The organism is Amycolatopsis sp. w19 (assembly GCF_051373225.1).
Classification (GTDB): Bacteria; Actinomycetota; Actinomycetes; order Mycobacteriales; family Pseudonocardiaceae; genus Amycolatopsis; species Amycolatopsis japonica.
On record NZ_JBPQFM010000019.1, the window covers coordinates 80372 to 99482 of the forward strand.

The window sequence follows — 19111 nt, forward strand, 5'->3', positions numbered from 1 at the left end:
GACATTTGCCCGCGGTCAGGTGTCCAACTGCGGAAAACGGACCGGCTCAGACACCCAGCGGGTGCCAGACGGTCTTCGCCTCCAGGTATCGCCGCAGTCGCGCGATGTCGGCGTCGGCGGTCCAGTCCGGCTCGGTGTCCGGGACGGTCAGGACCCGCTTCACGGTGCCAGCGGCCTCACGCGCCAGATCCGCCCGCGCGGACGGCTCCGCGCCGGTCGGGTCGAGGGCGTTGACGTCGCCGTGCGACGCCAGCCACGAGCCCAGCTCCGACGCGCGGCCGGTCAGGATGTTCGCGACGCCGCCGGGCAGGTCGGACGTCGCCAGGACCTCCGAAAGCGTGATCGCGGGCAGCGGCCGGTCCGCGCTGGAGACGACCACCGCGGTCGAGCCGGTCGCCAGCACCGGGGCCAGCACGCTCACCAGACCCAGCAGCGACGACTGCTGCGGCGCGAGCACGCCCACGACACCGGTCGGTTCCGGCACGGTGAAGGAGAAGTACGGGCCCGCGACCGGGTTGGCCGCGCCGAGCACGGTCGCGATCTTGTCCGTCCAGCCCGCGTACCAGACCCAGCGGTCGATCGAGGCGTCCACAATGGACTGAGCCTTCTTCGCCGCGACGCCTTCGGACGCGGACACCTCCGCGACGAACTGCTCGCGGCGGCCTTCCAGCATCTCCGCCACCCGGTACAGCACCTGGCCGCGGTTGTAGGCGGTCGCCGCCGACCAGCCGCCGAAAGCCTTGCGGGCGGCCGAAACCGCGTCACGGACGTCCTTGCGCGACGCGTGCGAGGCGTTCGCCAGGAACTTGCCCTTGGTGTCGGTGACCGGGTACACCCGGCCCGACTCCGAACGCGGGAACTTGCCGCCGATGTAGAGCTTGTAGGTCTTCGCCACCGAAATACGGTCAGACATCGAGGTAGGCCTCCAGTCCGGTGCGTCCGCCTTCGCGGCCGAAACCCGACTCCTGGTAGCCGCCGAACGGCGCGGCGGGATCGAAGCGGTTGAACGTGTTGGCCCAGACGACGCCGGCACGGAGCTGGTTCGCCATCCAGAGAATGCGCGAGCCCTTTTCGGTCCAGATTCCGGCGGAGAGCCCGTACGGCGTGTTGTTCGCCTTGGTCACGGCCTCGTCCGGCGTGCGGAAGGTCAGCACCGAGAGCACCGGACCGAAGATCTCCTCGCGGGCGATGCGCATCGACTGCTGGACGTCGGAGAACACCGTGGGAGCGAAGAAGAAACCGCGTTCCGGCACCGGGCACGGGCTGGTCCAGCGCTGTGCGCCCTCGGCGTCGCCGGACTCCACGAGCCCCTTGATCTTCGCGAGCTGCTCGGCGGAGTTGATCGCGCCGATGTCGGTGTTCTTGTCCAGCGGGTCGCCCAGCCGCAGCGTCGAGACGCGGTAGCGCAGCTTTTCGAGCAGCTCCTCGGCGATGGACTCCTGCACCAGCAGGCGCGAGCCCGCGCAGCAGACGTGGCCCTGGTTGAAGAAGATCCCGTTGACGATCCCCTCGACGGCCTGGTCCAGCGGAGCGTCATCGAAGACGACGTTCGCGGCCTTGCCGCCCAGCTCCAGCGTCAGCTTCTTCGCGGTACCCGCGATCTGGCGCTGGATGGCCTTGCCGACCTCGGTCGATCCGGTGAAGGCGACCTTGTTCACGTCGCCGTGGCCGACCAGCGCGGCGCCGATGTCCCCGGCGCCGGGCAGGATGTTGACCACACCGGGCGGGAGTTCGGCCTGCTGACAGATCTCCGCGAACACGAGCGCGGTCAGCGGCGTGGTCTCCGCGGGCTTGAGCACCACGGTGTTGCCGGTGGCCAGCGCGGGCGCGATCTTCCACGCGAGCATCAGCAGCGGGAAGTTCCACGGGATGACCTGGCCCGCGACGCCGAGCGGCTTCGGGTTCGGGCCGTAGCCCGCGTAATCGAGCTTGTCGGCCCAGCCCGCGTGGTAGAAGAAGTGCGCGGCGGCCGTCGGCACGTCGGAATCACGCGATTCCTTGATCGGCTTGCCGTTGTCGAGACTCTCCAGCACGGCCAGTTCCCGCGACCGCTCCTGGATCAGGCGCGCGATGCGGAACAGGTACTTGGCGCGCTCGGAGCCCGGCATCTTCGACCAGACATTGTCGTACGCCTTGCGAGCGGCCTTCACCGCGATGTCCACATCGGACACCGACGCGGTGCCGACCTCGGCGAGCACCTCTTCGGTGGCCGGGTTGATCGTCTTGAGCGGCTCACCCGAGCCGTCGACGAATTCGCCGTTCACGAACGGCCGGTAATGCGACTTGAGGTTCGCGAGGTCGCGCGATTCGGGCGCGGGCGCGTACTCGAAGATGCCCATGGATCAGTCCACCGTCACGTAGTCGGGACCGCTGTAGTGGCCGTCGGCCTGGGTGCGGCGCTGCAGCAGGAGGTCGTTGAGCAGGCTGGACGCCCCGAACCGGAAGAGATCCGGGTTCAGCCATTGCTCGCCGGCGACCTCGTGCACCGCGACCAGGTACTTGATCGCGTCCTTGGTCGTCCGGATGCCACCGGCCGGTTTGACGCCGCGCAGTTCACCGGTCTGGACGAACCAGTCGCGGACGGCCTGCAGCATCACGTGGGTGACCGGCAGCGTCGCGGCGGGCGAGACCTTGCCGGTGGAGGTCTTGATGAAGTCGCCGCCCGCCAGCAGCGCGAGCCAGGACGCGCGGCGGACGTTGTCGTAGGTCGCGAGCTCACCGGTTTCGAGGATGACCTTGAGGTGAGCGCTGCCACAGGCGGACTTGATCGCCTGGATCTCCTCGAAGACCTCCAGGTAACGGCCTTCCAGGAACGCGCCTCGATCGATCACCATGTCGATCTCGGCGGCGCCGGCGTCCACGGCGATCTTGGTGTCGGCCAGCTTGATCTCGCGGCTCGTGCGGCCCGCCGGGAAGCCGGTGGCCACACTCGCGACGTGGATGCCGGTGCCGCGAAGCGCCTCGACAGCCGTCTCGACCATGTCCGGGTACACGCAGACGGCCGCGACCTGCGGGGTGTCCGGGCGTTCCGGGTCCGGCCGCTTGGCCTTGGCCGCGAGCGCGCGGACCTTGCCCTGGGTGTCGGCGCCTTCGAGGGTCGTCAGGTCGACCATCGAGATGGCGGTGTCGATCGCCCAGAGCTTGGCGGCCTTCTTGATGCTGCGCGTGCCGAGTCCCGCCGCCCGCTGCTCGACGCCGACCTGGTCGACACCAGGCAGCCCGTGCAGGAACCGGCGCAGGCTCGCCTCGTCGCGAGTCGCGTCCGCCAGCGGCGACGGGGTGGCCGTCGCCGCTGACGAGCTGGTCGTAGCTGTCATACGGGTGAGTGTAAGCGGCCTACAAGCTGGGCACCGGGGCCTGGGCGACGGCCCTGGTCGAGGGCACCACCGGGGTGCAGAACTCGCTGACCATGGGCAGCTGGCGCTTGAGCGCGGCGTCCGGCGACACGGTGAGGTCGACGGTGGCCAGCGTGGAGATGTCCTTGCCGGAGTCGTCGTGGAAGCTCAGGGTGTTGAAGCCCGGCAGATCGCCGCCGTGACCCCAGACGACGTGGTCGTCCGCGCAGGCGCCCGCGGTCTTGAGGTTCAGCTTCATCAGGCCGAGGCCGTACTCCATGCCGCCCGCCGGGACCGTCGTCTTCATCTGCTTCAGCAGGTCCGCGGGGAGCAGACGGCCGCCGAACAGCGCCTCGAAGAAACGGTTGAGGTCCTTGCCCGAAGACACCATGCCGCCCGCGCCGAAGTAGCGCGAGTAGTTGTAGGTGGTGACGTCGGTGAGGCCGCGCGGCGCGTCGTACAGCTGCTCGTAGCCGCGGGCGGCCGGGCGGATCAGGAACGGGAAGTCGCGGGGGAGCGAGGTGTCGCGCAGGTGCAGCGGCCCGGTGATCCGTTCGGCGAGCGCGCGTTCCAGCGGCTTGCGCGTGGTCTTCTCGACCAGCAGGCCGAGGACGTTGTAGCCGGTGTTCGAGTACGCCCAGCTCGTCCCGGGTTTGAACTGCAGCGGCTGCTTCGTGACGCTCAGGCGGATCTGATCGTCGCTGTCGAAGTGTTCGAAGCGTTCGGTGTCGACCTCCGGACCGGAGGCCCAGGTGTCCTCGGGGGCCAGGTCGCGCGGGAGGCCGCTGGTGTGCTGCAGCAGCTGGCGGACGGTGATCGGCTCCGGATACGGCAGCAATCCGGGCAGATAGCGCTGGACGGGCTCGTCGAGCCCGACACGCTTCTCCGCCACGAGCTGCAGGACCAGCGTCGCGACGAACACCTTGGACACACTCGCGATCCGCCAGCGGCCCGACGCGTCGGGCTTGCCGGGACGCTCGATGTCCGCGACGCCGCTGACACCGCGGAAATCGTCGGCGACGGCGACCATGCCGGGGATGCCCGCGGCGACCGCCGCGTCCATCGCGGTCTGGCGCGGATCGGTCCTCCCGGCGGCCGCTGCCGGGAGGGCGGTAACGGAAAGCAGTGCGGCACAAGCGATCGCGACGACGGTTCGGCGCATCGGATGAATCCCCCAGGTTGTGTTTCAGCCTTCGATTTCAGGTGCGTCCCTCTTGCGTGGCTTCCGCTTGACGACGACCCCACCCCAGAATGCCAGGCCGGTGATCTTCACGGTGGGCGCCGTCGGCGGCGCCGCGGGCGTCCCGGCACGGTCTTCCAGCTCGAACGCGCCCATGAAGCCGATTCCGGTGACGTCCACGTTGATGTCGTCGGGCACGATGATGTCGATCCCGCCCATGATCGCGACCGCGGTGATCGTCGAGTGCTTCTCGGCGAACCGCGCGTGCCGCAGATCGAGTTCGGCGCCGCCCCAGAACGCGAAACTGTTGTGCTGCGGCGGGACGACCCAGCTGCCCTTGCGCGACGCGCCGGACATGACGGCGATCGACGCGCCGGAGCCGGGATGCCCGCCGATACGGTCGTCGGGCAGGCCGAGCGCGCGCGAGGTCGCCGGCTCGATCGCCGACCGTGACTGCTGCGGCAGATCCGCGGTGACCGGCTTGAGATCGCCGACGGTCTTCGCCGCGTACACGGTGGTGAGCCGCTCTTCCAGCTCGTTGATGGTGATGCGCCCTTCGGACATCGCCGCGTGCAGCACCTGCGCGACCTGCTCGCGATCGGCGTCGGAGATGCGCATCTGTTCGGGGCCCGGCAGGGCCGGTTCTTCACTCACGCGGAGGAGCCTAGCGCCGACGGGAGGGCCAAGCGTCCATCTTATGGTCGACAGTGGCATCCTCCCGAGATGGGGAACTCACTACCCGGCGCCGTCGAGCTGCCGGACGGGATCAAGGTGCGCGGACGGGGCCTGGGGCGTCCCTGGCCGGACGGGCCTTCGCCGGATTTCGGACTGTATTTGGGCGGCGCGAAGCTGCGCCGGAAACACGATCACAAAATGGACTGGGACCGGGCGTGGATCCGCTGGCCCGACTTCCTGTTGCCGACGGACTGGGCGGACGCGCGGCGGCGCATCGTCGATCTGCACGAGCGGGCGGCGAGGGGTGAAGGGGTCGAGGTCGCCTGTTACGGCGGAGTCGGGCGGACCGGCACGGTGCTGTCCTGCCTCGCCACGCTTTCCGGGCTGAGCGCCGACGAGGCCGTGGCCTGGGCGCGAGCCAACCACGACAAGCGTTCGGTGGAGACGCCCTGGCAGCGCCGCTGGGTCGGCTGGTTCGCGCGGCAGGCGTGAACGGCTAAATTGACCGGCATGGATGTGCACGTCGTTGATCACCCGCTGGCCAAGGCCAGGCTCTCCACCATGCGCGACGCGCGCACCGACAGCGCCGCCTTCCGCGCGGCGCTGCACGAACTGACCGTCATGCTGGTCTACGAAGCCACGCGCGACATGCCGGTGCGGATCGAGCGGATCCACACGCCGGTGGCGCGCACCGACGGCTACGCGCTGGCGAGCCCGCCGCTGCTCGTGCCGGTGCTGCGCGCCGGGCTCGGGATGGCGGATCAGGCGCACAAGCTGATCCCCGACGCCCAGATGGGTTTCGTCGGCCTCGCCCGCGACGAGGAGACCCTCAAGCCGACGCCGTACCTCGAATCGCTGCCCGAATCGCTCGCCGACCGGCCGGTGCTGGTGCTCGACCCGATGCTGGCGACCGGTGGGTCGATGGAGTACACGATCCGGCTGCTCACCGACCGCGGCGCCACCGACGTCACGGCGATCTGCGCGCTGGCGGCACCCGAGGGCATCGAGCATCTGAAGAAGACCGGGCTGCCGCTGCGAGTGGTGACCGCGAGCATCGACGAGCGGCTGAACGACTCCGGGTTCATCGTGCCGGGGCTCGGGGACGCGGGGGACCGGCAGTACGGGGCCGTCTGACCCCGGATCGCGTTTAGCGGGCTGAACGCGATCCGCAACATCTCCGCCGTTGCCGGTCACTGACAGGTGTGACCAGAACAGTGACCGGAACGGTGGGGGTACCGGTGGACTCACGCGAACCTCCTTCCGACAGGAGCGACACGGAGCTGTGGCGGACGGCCGCGGGCGGTGATCACGGGGCGTTCACCGAGCTGTTCGAACGGCATGTCCAGTCGGTGTGGAACCACGCCTACCGGCTGACGGGGTCGTGGGCGTCGGCCGAAGACCTGACGTCGGCGGCCTTCCTCACCGCCTGGCGGCGCAGGGTGGACATCACGCTCATCCGCGACAGCGCGCTGCCCTGGCTGTACACCGTCGTGGGCAACCTCGCGCGCACCGAACACCGCGGTGCCGGGCGGCGGCTGCGGCTCGTCCGGCGGCTGCCGGAACCGCGGTCGGTGTCCGACCACGCCGACACCGTCGTCGATCAGCTCGACGGCGAAGACCGTCTCCGGCACGTGCTCGCCTTGGTCGCGAAACTGCCGAAGTCGCAACGACAAGCCGTCGAACTCTGCCTGCTCGGCGATCTCTCCGTGCCGGACGCCGCCGAACTGCTCGGCGTCGCCGAGGTGACCGTTCGCGCCCACATCTCGCGGGCCCGCGCCCAGCTGCGGGCCGCCCTGGAGGAGAAATGACCGACGACCTCGGCCTGCCGGGCAGGCGTGAACTTCCTCCGGAAGTGCTGGACAACCTGCGGATGACGCTGCGGGAGGGAATGGGAAAACCCGCGCGGCGGCGATGGCCGATCGTCGCCGCGGCCGCCGCCGTCGTCCTGGTGCTCGCGGGTGCGCTGGTCGCGACCGTGGTCATCCGGGACTCGGACGGGCAGGGGCCCGTCGTCGCGAACCCTGACTTCTCCCTCGACTGGCCGAAGGCCGTGACGGCGATGGACCGGTGCTGGGCCGTCGTCGAGTCGAAGGCGGGCTTCCCCGGCCGGAACGAATGGGTTCCGCGGTTCACCGCCGCTTCACCGTCGGTCACCGTCGTCGCGGTGATGGCACGCGGCAAACCCTTCTTCTGCGAGACCACGCTGATGACGGCGACCGTGTCCGACCCGGACGCCGCTCCGCTCTACCTGCCGGGCACGGGGACCGCGGCCCTGCTGATGACGCCGGCCGGGACGGTCGCGGGTATCGCCGATCCCGCATGGCCGAAGGTGGAAATGACGGGGCAGAACGACGCTTCGTTGTCCACAAGGGACATTCCGGTCTTCCGGCCGGGGAACCTGTTCGTGCACATCGCGCCGATGAAGCCTTCTCGGACCACCTACGCCGTCGGACCGACGCCCGGGGAGCAATCCCGCCCTCCCGGATACCACGCGCCGTACCCGCTGCGTCCCGCGCCGGAGCCGGCCGCGACGAAGCTCGACAAGCCGGTGTTCCCGGTGCCCGACCGGGCCACGCCGGCGGGTGAGTTCTTCAACGTCTGCGTGGAGAGGGCGTCCGAGGTGCTGGCCGACAGGGACGCCTACGAGATGGGCGCGTTCCTCGAAGGCCAGGACGTCGGGGTCGTCGTCGCCCGTCTCGGCGGGATGGTCACCGTATGCCAGGGAGGGCTCGGGTACGGGGACGGGAAGACCGAGTACTACCAGATCATGTACGACCAGCCGAAGCCCGCGGGACCGGTGTACGCGTTGCGGACCGAAACGGTCGGCAGGGTGGCCGGGAAGATCCAGAACGCGTACCTGGGGGTCGTGCCCGAGGGCGCGGCCGCCGTGAAGCTCGACTTCGGGACCGGCAAGACCGTCGACGCGGTGGTCGGGGCCGGGACCTTCGGGGCCTGGATACCGGACGGCGTCAGTCAGGACTACGAGAACGCGCGGGTGGGGATCACCGTCCTGGACGCGGCGGGGGCGATCCTGCACCAGGGCACGCTGGCGCTCTACTGATCGCGTTTAGCGGGCTAAACGCGACGCAGCCAGCCCGAGGCGTTCGCCCGCAGCGCGGCCTCGTAAGCCGCGCTCACGGTGAACTCGTCGGGCAGGTTCCCGTTCAGCTCCAGCGACACGAGCCCGTGCACGATGCCCCAGCAGCTCACGGCGATGACCTCGGGCGGCACGTCGAGGAAGGCGCCGTCGGCGACGGCCTTGCGGATCGTCTCCTCGAGTGGCGCCATCGTGGCGCGCGCCTGGCCCGCCGTTTCGTCCGCCGGCTCGAAACCCGGCACCGACTTCGTGAACATGATCGCGTAGAGATGCGGGTCGGCCAGCGCGCTTTCCCGGTACGCGACGCCCAGCCGCACCAGGTCCTCGACCGGGTCACCGCTCAGCGTGACCCCCGACATCCGCCGTCCGAACCGGCGGAAGCCCTCGGTGAAGAGCGCGCTGACGAGATCCGTCTTCCCGCCGAAGAGCGAGTAGACCGCGGTGGTGGACGTGCCGACGTCGGCGGCCAGTTTGCGGAGGCTGAGCGCCTTCGGGCCGTCGGCCGAGATGAGCTCACCGGCGCGGTCCAGCAGTTTCAGCCGGAGGTTCTCGTCGTGCGTCCTGGGGCGGGGCATGATCCCAGCGTAACGCAACGCTGTTATCAATCGCTCGGATTCGGAGTTGACCTGGAGCGCACTCCAGGTCGTAGTGTCGTTCACATGAGCTACTCGATAGCGGAAGCCGCGCGACGTAGCGGACTGTCCATCGACACTCTCCGGTACTACGAGCGCATCAAACTCGTCGAGCCCCCGGCGCGGGACGCCGCAGGCCGGCGCGCCTACACCGACGCCGACCTCGGATGGCTGGGGTTCCTGACCAAACTGCGCCTGACCGGCATGCCCATCAAGCGGATGCGGGAGTACGCCTCCCTGCGTCACCACGGGGCGGCGAGCGCGGGGCGGCGCAAGTCGATCCTCGTCGACCAGCGCACCTCGGTCGCCGAGAGGATCGCCGAGCTGCAGGCCTGCCTCGACATCCTCGACTACAAGATCGACCACTACGACCAGGTGGAGCGCAAGGTGCTCGGCACCGGAGCCACCGTGGAGGGAATTTCAGCGTGATCAGCACCAGGAGGCTCGGCGGTCTGGAAGTCGGGGCGCAGGGGCTCGGCTGCATGGGGATGAGCCAGGCCTACGGTGTCCGCGACGACGACACGGAGTCGATCGCCACCGTCCACCGCGCCCTCGAACTGGGCGTGACCCTGCTCGACACCGCGAACGTCTACGGCGCGGGAGCGAACGAGGAGCTGGTCGGCCGCGCGATCGCGGGCAAACGGGACCAGGTCGTGCTGGCGACCAAGTTCGGCATCGTCTGGGACAAGGACGGCGGGATGTCCGCCCGCGGCGACGCGGCGTACGTCAAGCAGAGCTGCGAAGAGTCCCTTCGCCGGTTGAACGTCGACCACATCGACCTCTACTACCAGCACCGCGTCGACCCGGACACGCCGGTCGAGGAAACCTGGGGAGCGCTCGCGGAGCTGGTCCAGGAAGGCAAGATCCGCTTCGCCGGGATCTCCGAGGCCAGCGCCGAGACCATCCGTCGCGCGCACGCCGTCCACCCGGTGACCGCGCTGCAGAGCGAGTGGTCGCTGTGGACGCGCGGCATCGAGGGCGAGATCCTTTCGACCGCGCGTGAGCTGGGCGTCGGCATCGTGCCGTTCTCGCCGCTCGGCCGCGGTTTCCTCACCGGCAGCGTGACGTCGGTGAAGGACCTTCCGGAGGACGACATGCGCCGCGGGCTGCCCCGGTTCGCCGAGGGCAACTTCGAGCGCAACATGGCCATCGTCGAGGCTCTGCGCGCGCTGGCCGAGCAGAAGGGCGTCACCGCCGGACAGCTCGCGCTCGCCTGGGTGCAGGCGCAGGGCGACGACGTCGTGCCGATCCCGGGTACGAAGCGCCGCAAGTACCTCGAAGAGAACACCGCCGCCGCGGATCTGGAACTGTCCGAAGTGGACATCGAAGCCATCGAAAAGGCCGCGCCCCTCGAGGCGATCGCCGGTGAGCGTTACCCGGAGCGGCTCGCCCGCGCGGCCGGCAAATAACCCGAGAGAAGTGCGAGAAGAAATCATGACGGGTTCCACCCTGCCCACCCGCGGGCTCGGCACGCTGGAAGTCGGCGCGCAAGGGCTCGGCTGCATGGGCATGAGCGAGTTCTACGGCCAAGGTGACGACACCGAATCCATCGCGACGATCCACCGCGCGATCGAGCTGGGCGTCACCCTGATCGACACCGCCGACATGTACGGCTTCGGCCGCAACGAGGAACTGGTCGGCCGCGCCCTCGCGGGCAAGCGCGACCAGGTCGTGCTGGCGACCAAGTTCGGCATCGTGCGCGACGAGGCGGATCCCTCGAAGCGCGGCATCCGAGGCGACGAATTCTATGTACGGCAACAGGTCGAGGCGTCGCTGCGCCGGCTGGACGTCGACCACATCGACCTCTACTACCAGCACCGCGTCGATCCGGAGGTGCCGATCGAGGAGACCGCGGGTGCGCTGTCTTCGCTGGTCGAGCAGGGGAAGATCCGGCACATCGGGTTGTCCGAGGCCGGTCCGGAGACGATCCGCCGGGCGCACGCCGTGCATCCGGTGACGGCCGTGCAGACGGAATGGTCACTGTGGTCGCGCGACATCGAGAACGAGGTCGTCCCGGTCTGCCGCGAACTCGGCATCGGGCTGGTGCCGTATTCCCCGCTGGGCCGTGGTTTCCTCACCGGTCGCTTCAAGTCCAAAGAGGACTTCGCGGACGGTGACTTCCGTCAGACGACCCAGCCGCGGTTCGCCGAGGGCAACCTGGAGCGGAACCTGGCGATCGTCGAGGCTCTGCGCGCGCTGGCCGAGCAGAAGGGCGTCACCGCCGGTCAGCTGGCGCTCGCCTGGGTGCAGGCGCAGGGCGACGACGTCGTGCCGATCCCGGGTACGAAGCGCCGCAAGTACCTCGAAGAGAACGTCGCGTCCGTCGGTCTGGACCTGACCGCCGAGGACATCGCCGCGATCGAAGAGGCGGTCCCCGCCGACGCGGTCGCGGGGGAGCGCTACCCGGAAGCGGCCATGCGCCTGCTGTCCCGCTGAACACGAAAAAGCCGGCGCCCCCGAAGAGGGCGCCGGCTTTTCTCGTTGTCAGAGCGAGGAGTTGACCGCGTCGACCACGCCGTCGAGCGCCACGGTCTGCTGTTCGCGGGTCGCGAGACCGCGCACCGTCACGTTCCCGGCGTCCCAGTCCTCCTGGCCCACGATCACCACGGCCCGCGCCCCGGCCTTGTCCGCCCGGGTGAGCTCCTTGCCCAGCTTGCGGAGTTCGACGGGTGTGGACGTGCGCAGACCGGCCTTGCGGAGCCGTCCCGCGACCTCGCGCGCGGCGTCGGTGAGCTCTTCGACCACCGGGATCACCACGACGTCGACCTCGCTGCGCGGCTTCGGGGTGAGGCCGTGCGTGTCGAGGAAGTCGATCAGCGTGACGTCGCCCATGCCGAAGCCGATCCCGGGGATCTGCTGCGACGTGAACAGCGACGCCAGGTCGCTGTACCGGCCGCCGCCGAAGAGGGCGCGACGGTTCTCCGGAGAGGTGTCGAAGACCTCGAACACGGTCGACGTGTAGTACGCGAGCCCGCGCACGATCATCGGATCGAACGTGATCAGGTCCGCGGCGCCGCTGTTCAGCACCTTGACCAGGTTCGAGTTCTCCTTGACCTGCTCGGGCAGCTCGTCGAGCAGGGCCGAGCCCGAGGACAGGATCTCGGTCAGCTTCTCGAACTGCTTGTCGGTCAGCCCGATCTCGGTCGCGGTGTCGCTCAGCTTCGTGCGGTCCGACTTCTCCCAGCGGTCCACCAGGGTGAACACCTGCGGCAACTGCTCCGCGGTCACGCCGACGATGTCGGTGAGCGCCGACGAGAGCAGGTTCCGGTCGTTGGCCCGCACCTGGAACATGTCCGGGGTCGCCCCGAGCGCGCTCATCATGTCGTGGACCAGCTCGAAGATCTCGACCTCGCAGTTCGCGCTGTCCGAACCGAAGATGTCCGCGTTGATCTGCCAGTGCTCACGGACCCGCCCGCGCTGCGGCCGCTCGTAGCGGTGGCAGTTCGGGTGGCTGTACCAGCGCACCGGGAACTGCAGCGATTTGGCGTTGCCCGCGATCATCCTGGCGACCGACGGCGTCATCTCCGGGCGCAGCGCCAGCCGCTCGCCGCCCTTGGTGGTCAGCGTGTACAGCTGCTGGTCGGCGATCTCCTGCCCGGACTTCCGCTCGTAGATCTCGGCGGGTTCGAGGATCGGCCCGTCGTAGCGGAGGAAACCCCGCAGTTCGAGCACGTCGTAGAGATGGCCGAACACCTGCGTCCGGACGGACATCTCGGCGGGCAGGAAGTCGCGGGTCCCCTTGGCGGGGGCTGTCGGCAGGTATTCAGGCACGTCAACAAGCTTAACGAGCCGTTGCCAGTGGTTTTGTCAGGGGAAGGCCACGCCGTACGCGGTGGTCAGGATCGCCGCCCCGAGCAGGACCGCCCCGGCGCTGGTGACCCGCCCGCCGAGCTTGCCCTTGCCCGGGGCGAGGTGCAGGAAGAAGCCGCCGGACTGGGCGAGCACGCCGAACAGCAGCAGGAAGCAGACGATCCACCGCGCGGTGTCCGGGAGCCCGGTCCGGCCGAGGATCTGCAGCGCGACCAGCGCGAGGACCAGCAGCACGCCGGCGTGCGCGTGGCCTGCGCGGAACATCCCGCGCTGGTGTTCGGTCAGCTTCTTGTCGCGCAGGACACCCATCAGCGCGTAGCCGCCGTACATCACCGTCGGCAGCGAAACGAGGGCGATGACGGTGAAGAGTTTGATCGGTCCTTCCATGAGGCAACGATAACACTGTTTTAAAACGCTGTCACCAAACTCGGCGTCCCACTTCCGGGAACGGGTGGTACGAGCTTGATCGGCCCCCGTCAACGCTCGGCACGCCGAGCAGCCGACCCTGACACGGCCAGGTAATTCGAGTGGGGAGGATCAGGGACACTCAACGTCCCAAATCCTCCCCGCTCGACCGTGTCGCGGCATCGAAACCCCAGACTGGCGCCCCTTCGACGACCGCTGGCACGTCGCGTTCGCCGGTCGCTCTAACCCGAAACGCCACTCACGATCAACCCGCGTGAAAGCACCAAACGCAGGTTTCGCAGGGCGGAAAGATCGGCGAGCGGATCGCCCTCGACCGCCAGGACATCGGCACTCAGCCCCGGGGCGAGCCGTCCGGTGACGTCGCCGAGGCCGAGCCCGGCGGCGGAGTCCTCGGTCGCGATCTCGAGGATCCGGCGCCTGCCGAAACCGAGCCATTCGTAGAGTTCGAGGGCGCCGACGGGGTCGTCGAAGACCGAACCGGGCAAACCGGCGTCCGTGCCCGCGAGGAGCGGAACACCCAGCTCCTCCAGCCAGGACAGCCTGCCGTAGACGGTCTTCGCGAGCTCCTCGCCCATGCGCTCGGCGAGCATCCGCCAGTTGCGGCTGCTGGTCGAACAGGCCGCGATGCCCTCGGCGGCCATCCGCTTGGCGACGCCCTCGCGCCGGTCCTGCCGCTGCGGTCCGGTCATCCAGGTGCAGTGCTCGATCGTCGCCACACCTGCCTCGACCGACGCCTCGATCGCGTCGGCGCCGTGGGCGTGCGCCGCGACCGGGAGCCCGTGGCGCTCCGCGTGCTCGACGATCAGGCGCAGCGCCCGGACGTCGAACTGGGACTCCCACATGTCCGCGCCGCCCTCGGTGATCTGGCCGCCGCTGGCCATCACCTTGATCACGTCCGCGCCGGCGGCCGCGTTCGCGTCGATCAGGGCCCGGATCGCGTCGTCGTCGCCGACCTCGCCGCCGAAGAAGTGGCAGTGTCCATTGAGGACGGTCAGGGGTGATCCGGCGGTCAGCAGACGCGGCGCGGCGGTGCCTTCGAGTTCCGCGCGGACCCGCGCGCCCAAGGCGCCGCGATCGCCGAGATCCCGCACCGTCGTGACGCCGCTGCGCAGCATTTGCCCCAGTCGATCCTTGGCGCCCGAGCACAGGGCTTCGTCGTCGCTCGCCAGGAAGTTCGGCAGCATCTCGCGGGTGGCGTCGAACGCCAGGTGCACGTGGGCGTTGAACAGACCGGGCAACAGGGTCGCGCCGGGGAAGTCGAGTTTCTCGGCCTCCGGCGACGCCTGTGCCGTGACCTCGGCGCGCGGGCCCGCCGCGAGGATGCGGTCGCCCTCGACGAGCACGGCGCCGTCTTCGACCGGCGTGCTCGGACGCGACAGGATCCGGCTCGCGGTCAGCAAAAGCTGTGTCGTCATGCGTCGCTCCTGGAGACGGCGGCGGAGAGCGCGAGCAACGGCCGCACGTCGGATTCGATGTCGGAGGCGCCACCGGGGAGCACGAGTTTCGCGCGCCCGTCGGTCTCCTCGCCCGCGGTCTGCCGGGCGATCGCGCGCTTGAGCGCTTCCGCCGCCGCGTGCGGATCGTCCGCGGCGAGTGCGGTCAGATCGGTTTCCAGATAGGGGCTCAGCTGCACGAGCCCGTCCCGGATCTCGATCACCCGGCGGTAGTACCGGCGGTGGACCGTACGCGGACGCCACCGCTCCCACGCTCCCTGTGGCGTGGTCCGGAGCACGATGTTCGGGTAGATCCCGGCCAGCGCGGTCCACAGCGGGGTGAGCTCGTCGTGGTGCCGCCGGTGCTGGCGGCGGCGGCGCAGCGCGGCGAACCGCGCGCGGGCGCCGGGATAGGTGATCCCGGCGAGGAACAGCACGATCCCGAGGAGCACCAGCGGGACGGCGACCGTGAGCAGGAGCGGGATCGACGGCCCGAACGCCCAGGCGATAACGATGTAGAGCGCGCGGAAGACGCTGCCGACCGAAAGGCAGATCAGTCCGGCGGCGCTGAGTTTCAGCCCGATCTTCAGATGGCGGTCGGCGGTGCGGATGTACCGGAAGATCCACCAGGCGCAGGCGGCGAGGCCGTAGATCAGGTAGATCCCGGCGCCGAGGTAGAACAGCGCCACCCCGGGCACGTGCACGAGTTTCGGGCTCAGCGCCAGCCCCCGCACCTCCGGCGGGGTGACGGCCATGGCGACCAGCATCAGCGCGATCGCGCCGGACAACGGGATCAGCTCGAACAGGACGCGCCCCGGCCTGCGCGGGCCCAGCGCGGAGCCGAGGAACACGATCAACAGCGCGCAGACGCCGATCGCGAGCAGGACGTTGTTGACCAGGCGGCCGGTGCCCTTGCCGGTCAGGTCGTCGAGCCAGCCGACGATGACCTTCTGCTGGGCGAGGAAGGAGCCTGCGACACAGACGATCGTGATCGTGATCGCCCAGTTCGGCAGCAGGCGGGGTGCTCGGTAGGTCTGGTAGATCCGCCAGGCGAGCGCGGTCGCGAACAGCACCATCGCCACGACGTTGATGGGGGAGAACAGTGAGGTCACAGCCACCCTTGATGGTCGCCCAGCGCGCCTTGGACGCGGCGGACGTCATCGTCGTCGGCGCGACGGGGAATCGTGTAGTTCAAGACCGACGCCCATTCGAGGATGATGGTCGCCACGGTCTCGGCTTCCCATTCGTGCGCCTCATCGTAGGAGGTGCGGCGTAAAGCGCGGTGTACCGCGTCGCCGTCGAGGCCGGGGGCGGGGCCGCGCAGGAAGTCGGCGGGTTCGGCGTCGCCGCCGGGATGGTGATCGGCGAGCATATGCCCGAGTTCGTGCAGGATGATGTGGTCCTGGTGGGACTTCGTGGTCTCCTGCTGGAAGAAGATGTAGTCCGCCGAACCGGTGGCGATCCAGCAGCCGAACGGGCCGGGGACCTCCAGCGGATACGGCATCAGGCGGATCGGCCTGCCGCGCTGTTCGCCGAGCCGTTCGCAGAGCACGCCGACGTCGAGCGGCGGCTCGATGTCGAGCTTGTTCAGCATCTTGCGGCAGCGTTTGCGGAGTTCCCGTTCCTTCATCGGTTCTCTTCCGGCTGCTCGCGCTCGGCCCGTTCGTAGCGTTCGACGAGCTCCAGCAGGTCCATCACCTGACGACGGCCCTGCGGGGACAGTTCCTGTGCGCGCATGGCCATGAGCGTCGCCTCTCCGACCGGTTGGGGCTCCTGCTCGTCGAAGAAGTACGTGATCGGCACCCCGAACAGTTTCGCCAGCGCTTCGACGTAGTGGATCTTCGGGTTGACCCGTTTGCCCGTGGCGAGCTGCTGGAGGTACGCGGGCGACATGGTGGGCCCGCCGGCACGGTCGATCGCCGCGGACAGCTCGCGATAGCTGTGCGGGGCGCCTTCGTCCGCGCGCACCGAATCGATCAGCGCGGTCAGTTTCTGGGCGAAGGTCTGATACGGCGACATGACCCCCCAACCGTTCCGTAGTCCCGTTCCGTAGTTGGAGTGTAACGCGATACGGCCTGTCCGCAGCTGTTGACAGCGCATGTATGCAGTGGTTTACAGTTGTCAAGCGGTTTCGTGCCGTGTCCGGTCTCTCACTCCGGAATCCGTGCCCTGGGGGTGTACGGACGCCGGAGTGAGAGCCGTTTTTTCCGGTGGGTGCACAAGATCGTGCCGGATGTAGTACGCTGAGGCAGCCAAGGTTGATCGCCATCACGGCGAACCCTTGGCCTAGGCCTGTTGCCGGAGGTCGACCCCCAGGGCTTCCGGTGACAGGCCCCTTTACTTTCACCCCTCGCGTTTCGTCCTCTGAATGCGATAGTCCGCATCGCGAACGACCGCATTCAGAGGACGAAACGCGGGCAGGGGTCAGGGCATGAGCGTGGCGGCCAGGGTGCCGCCCAAGTCGAAACAGGCCTCGAGATCCGCTTTGCCCGGTTCGCCGGTGACGAGCACCGGCGAGGCCGCGCTTTCCCAGCCGAGGCCGGTCGTGATGGCCTCGATCCCGCGCACGGTGCCGGACGTGTCGTTGTCGCCGTGCACGAAGAACCCGAACGGACGCCCCCGCGTGGAATCCAGGCACGGGTAATAGACGGTGTCGAAGAAGTGCTTCAGTGCGCCGGACATGTAGCCCAGATTCGCCGGGGTGCCGAGCAGGTAGCCGTCGGCCTCCAGGACGTCGGGCACGGTCGCGCCCAGCGCCGCGCGGCGCACGACGTCGACGCCCTCGATGTCCGGATGGTTCGCGCCGGAGAGCACGGCTTCGAACATCGCCTGCGTCGAGGGCGACGGCGTGTGGTGGACGATCAGCAGCTTCGGCATGTCAGGCCAGCCGGGACTCGATGTCGGCCCGGAGTGTCGCCAGTCGCGCGTCCGCGGCGGCTCGCGCCTCGGCGAGATCGCCGGTGACCGGCTCCTTGATCTGCAGGTACGCCTTCAGTTTCGGCTCGGTCCCGGACGGCCTGATCACGACACGCAGCCCCTCGCCGGTCAGGCGGAGGACGTCGGCGTCGGGCAGGAGGTCCTCCATCGTGACGTCGGTGCCGCCCAACGACGCCGGGGGAGTGGCGCGCAGGCCAGCCATGAGGCGCTCCCGCACCGACAGGTCGGTGACGCGCAGCGAGACCTGATCCGTCACGTGTACGCCGTGCTTCACGGCCAGTTCGTCGAGGACGTCCAGCGGTCCGCGGCCCGCCGCGCGCAGGGAGGCGGCCAGGCCCGCGGCGAGCACGGCGGCGGAGATGCCGTCCTTGTCGCGCACGAAACCGGGGTTCACGCAGAGGCCGAGCGCCTCTTCGTAAGCGAACACGAGCCCTTCGCCGGCACGGACCAGCCATTTGAACCCGGTCAAGGTCTCCGCGTAGCGCGCCCCGAATTCCTTCGCGACTTCGCCGAGCATCGACGACGAGACGATCGTCGTGGCCACCAGCGGATCAGCACTGTCTACAGTGGACAGAACGTGCCAGCCGAGCAGGACGCCCGTTTCGTCCCCGCGCAGCATCCGCCACGAACCGTCCCGCTCGCGCACGCCCAGCGCGCAGCGGTCGGCGTCCGGGTCGAGCGCGATCGCCAGGTCGGCGCCGCCCTCGGACGCCAGTGCCAGCAAGAGATCCGTCGCGCCCGGTTCCTCCGGATTCGGGAAGGCGACCGTCGGGAAGTCGGGATCCGGCGTGGATTGCTCGGCGACCAGGCTCAGCTCGGTGAAACCGGCGCGTTCGAACGCGGCGCGCAGGGTTTCCGCGCCGACACCGTGCAACGCCGTCGCGGCGACCTTGACCGCGCGTTCCGGGCCGCGCGGAAGCAGCGCGACCTTGGCGAGGTACGCGTCGCGGAGTTCGTCGCCCAGCACTTCGGCGCCGGGCTCGCGCGGCACGCTGATCGCCGGGGGAGCGGCTTCGATGGCGCGCTCGATCTCGCCGTCCGAAGGCGGGACGATCTGGCCGCCCGTCGCGTCGTAAAGCTTGTAACCGTTGTCGGCCGGGGGATTGTGCGACGCGGTGATCTGGATACCCGCCACCGCGCCGAGTTCCAGTACGGCGAACGCGAGCACCGGCGTGGGCAGCGGGCCGGGCAGCGTCTTCACCGCGAACCCGGCGGCCGTCAGCACCTCGGCGGCGGCCTTGGCGAAGGCCTCCGAACCGTGCCGCGCGTCGCGGCCGACCACCACGACACCGCCCGAACGTCCTTGTGCGGTCAGCCAGGCCGCGACACCCGCCGTCGTCCGGGTGACGACCGCGACGTTCATCCCATGGGGGCCCGCGCGCACCGGGCCGCGCAGCCCGGCGGTGCCGAATTCGAGCGGTCCGGCCATGCGGTCCGCGAGTTCGTCCGCAGCACCGGCTTCGCCGCCCATCGCGCGGGCGAGGATGTTCTGCAGCTCGACGCGGGAATCGTCGTCCGGGTCGTCGGCGATCCAGCGGAACGCCCGATCCCGGAGATCCGAGGTCAAGGAAGTCGTCACCGAGTCA

General features: G+C 69.3%; 21 protein-coding genes. 7 read left to right on the forward strand and 14 right to left on the reverse strand.

The window, feature by feature from the left end; genetic code table 11:
• Nucleotides 1-46: 46 nt before the first annotated feature.
• Genes ACSMFO_RS30490 through ACSMFO_RS30510 form a run of 5 tightly spaced genes read right to left on the reverse strand, consistent with a single transcriptional unit; the run spans nucleotide 47 to nucleotide 5133 of the window.
• On the reverse strand, nucleotides 47-913 hold the full coding sequence (locus ACSMFO_RS30490) for an aldehyde dehydrogenase family protein (RefSeq protein WP_038519387.1): 867 nt from the start codon (nucleotides 911-913) through the stop codon (nucleotides 47-49).
• Nucleotides 906-2339, reverse strand: a complete 1434-nt coding sequence (locus ACSMFO_RS30495) for an aldehyde dehydrogenase family protein (RefSeq protein WP_436461399.1) — start codon at nucleotides 2337-2339, stop codon at nucleotides 906-908. The genes ACSMFO_RS30490 and ACSMFO_RS30495 overlap by 8 nt, the downstream gene beginning before the upstream one ends.
• Nucleotides 2340-2342: 3 nt before the next feature.
• Nucleotides 2343-3317 carry a deoxyribose-phosphate aldolase gene (gene deoC, locus ACSMFO_RS30500; protein ID WP_436461400.1) on the reverse strand — a complete coding sequence of 325 codons (975 nt, stop codon included), beginning with the start codon at nucleotides 3315-3317 and terminating at the stop codon, nucleotides 2343-2345.
• 19 nt (nucleotides 3318-3336) lie between these two features.
• Entirely contained in the window at nucleotides 3337-4497 is a 1161-nt protein-coding gene (locus tag ACSMFO_RS30505; RefSeq protein WP_436461401.1) for a serine hydrolase domain-containing protein, read from the reverse strand.
• A 24-nt stretch (nucleotides 4498-4521) separates the two neighbouring features.
• Nucleotides 4522-5133, reverse strand: coding sequence for a DUF1707 SHOCT-like domain-containing protein (locus ACSMFO_RS30510; protein WP_436461446.1), 612 nt, complete (start codon nucleotides 5131-5133; stop codon nucleotides 4522-4524).
• A 105-nt stretch (nucleotides 5134-5238) separates the two neighbouring features.
• On the opposite strand from ACSMFO_RS30510, the gene ACSMFO_RS30515 reads away from it, so the two are divergent.
• From ACSMFO_RS30515 to ACSMFO_RS30530, 4 genes are all read left to right on the forward strand, one after another.
• Entirely contained in the window at nucleotides 5239-5682 is a 444-nt protein-coding gene (locus tag ACSMFO_RS30515; RefSeq protein ID WP_073847435.1) for a protein-tyrosine phosphatase family protein, read from the forward strand.
• Between the two features lie 18 nt (nucleotides 5683-5700).
• Nucleotides 5701-6324 carry a uracil phosphoribosyltransferase gene (gene upp / locus ACSMFO_RS30520; RefSeq protein ID WP_350573163.1) on the forward strand — a complete coding sequence of 208 codons (624 nt, stop codon included), beginning with the start codon at nucleotides 5701-5703 and terminating at the stop codon, nucleotides 6322-6324.
• A gap of 80 nt (nucleotides 6325-6404) precedes the next feature.
• Nucleotides 6405-6998: an RNA polymerase sigma factor gene (locus ACSMFO_RS30525; protein ID WP_436461447.1), complete on the forward strand. Its 594-nt coding sequence runs from the start codon at nucleotides 6405-6407 to the stop codon at nucleotides 6996-6998.
• Nucleotides 6995-8251, forward strand: coding sequence for a hypothetical protein (locus ACSMFO_RS30530; protein ID WP_436461402.1), 1257 nt, complete (start codon nucleotides 6995-6997; stop codon nucleotides 8249-8251). The genes ACSMFO_RS30525 and ACSMFO_RS30530 overlap by 4 nt, the downstream gene beginning before the upstream one ends.
• A gap of 14 nt (nucleotides 8252-8265) precedes the next feature.
• Here ACSMFO_RS30530 and ACSMFO_RS30535 read toward each other — a convergent pair whose 3' ends face one another.
• The gene (locus ACSMFO_RS30535) at nucleotides 8266-8862 is read right to left on the reverse strand and encodes a TetR/AcrR family transcriptional regulator (protein WP_038519371.1); all 597 of its coding nucleotides are present in this window, start codon (nucleotides 8860-8862) and stop codon (nucleotides 8266-8268) included.
• Between the two features lie 84 nt (nucleotides 8863-8946).
• Between ACSMFO_RS30535 and ACSMFO_RS30540 the strand changes: the two genes are divergently transcribed.
• From ACSMFO_RS30540 to ACSMFO_RS30550, 3 genes are read left to right on the forward strand one after another with little or no spacing between them, the layout of a single operon-like run.
• Complete coding sequence (locus ACSMFO_RS30540) at nucleotides 8947-9348, forward strand: MerR family transcriptional regulator (RefSeq protein WP_436461403.1); 402 nt, start codon at nucleotides 8947-8949, stop codon at nucleotides 9346-9348.
• Nucleotides 9345-10328: an aldo/keto reductase gene (locus ACSMFO_RS30545; protein WP_436461404.1), complete on the forward strand. Its 984-nt coding sequence runs from the start codon at nucleotides 9345-9347 to the stop codon at nucleotides 10326-10328. The genes ACSMFO_RS30540 and ACSMFO_RS30545 overlap by 4 nt, the downstream gene beginning before the upstream one ends.
• Before the next feature lie 25 nt (nucleotides 10329-10353).
• Nucleotides 10354-11355, forward strand: a complete 1002-nt coding sequence (locus tag ACSMFO_RS30550) for an aldo/keto reductase (RefSeq protein WP_436461405.1) — start codon at nucleotides 10354-10356, stop codon at nucleotides 11353-11355.
• A gap of 48 nt (nucleotides 11356-11403) precedes the next feature.
• On the opposite strand, the gene hisS is transcribed toward ACSMFO_RS30550, so the two are convergent.
• The 8 genes from hisS to ACSMFO_RS30590 form a co-directional block, all read right to left on the reverse strand.
• On the reverse strand, nucleotides 11404-12690 hold the full coding sequence (gene hisS, locus ACSMFO_RS30555; RefSeq protein WP_436461406.1) for a histidine--tRNA ligase: 1287 nt from the start codon (nucleotides 12688-12690) through the stop codon (nucleotides 11404-11406).
• Between the two features lie 36 nt (nucleotides 12691-12726).
• Nucleotides 12727-13116, reverse strand: a complete 390-nt coding sequence (locus ACSMFO_RS30560; protein WP_038519358.1) for a hypothetical protein — start codon at nucleotides 13114-13116, stop codon at nucleotides 12727-12729.
• Between the two features lie 260 nt (nucleotides 13117-13376).
• The gene (locus tag ACSMFO_RS30565; RefSeq protein WP_436461407.1) at nucleotides 13377-14570 is read right to left on the reverse strand and encodes an amidohydrolase family protein; all 1194 of its coding nucleotides are present in this window, start codon (nucleotides 14568-14570) and stop codon (nucleotides 13377-13379) included.
• Nucleotides 14567-15700 (reverse strand): MAB_1171c family putative transporter, encoded by a 1134-nt coding sequence (locus ACSMFO_RS30570; protein ID WP_360092435.1) that lies wholly within the window; start codon nucleotides 15698-15700, stop codon nucleotides 14567-14569. Before ACSMFO_RS30570 ends, ACSMFO_RS30565 begins: the two co-directional genes overlap by 4 nt.
• Nucleotides 15697-16218 carry a hypothetical protein gene (locus ACSMFO_RS30575; RefSeq protein WP_016331300.1) on the reverse strand — a complete coding sequence of 174 codons (522 nt, stop codon included), beginning with the start codon at nucleotides 16216-16218 and terminating at the stop codon, nucleotides 15697-15699. The genes ACSMFO_RS30570 and ACSMFO_RS30575 overlap by 4 nt, the downstream gene beginning before the upstream one ends.
• Nucleotides 16215-16607, reverse strand: coding sequence for a helix-turn-helix domain-containing protein (locus ACSMFO_RS30580; RefSeq protein ID WP_038519350.1), 393 nt, complete (start codon nucleotides 16605-16607; stop codon nucleotides 16215-16217). Before ACSMFO_RS30580 ends, ACSMFO_RS30575 begins: the two co-directional genes overlap by 4 nt.
• 405 nt (nucleotides 16608-17012) lie before the next feature.
• Nucleotides 17013-17465, reverse strand: a complete 453-nt coding sequence (locus ACSMFO_RS30585; protein WP_436461408.1) for a flavodoxin family protein — start codon at nucleotides 17463-17465, stop codon at nucleotides 17013-17015.
• A 1-nt stretch (nucleotide 17466) separates the two neighbouring features.
• A complete protein-coding gene (locus ACSMFO_RS30590) occupies nucleotides 17467-19104 on the reverse strand; it encodes a phospho-sugar mutase (RefSeq protein WP_436461409.1) in 1638 nt (545 codons plus the stop codon).
• Nucleotides 19105-19111 lie beyond the last annotated feature (7 nt).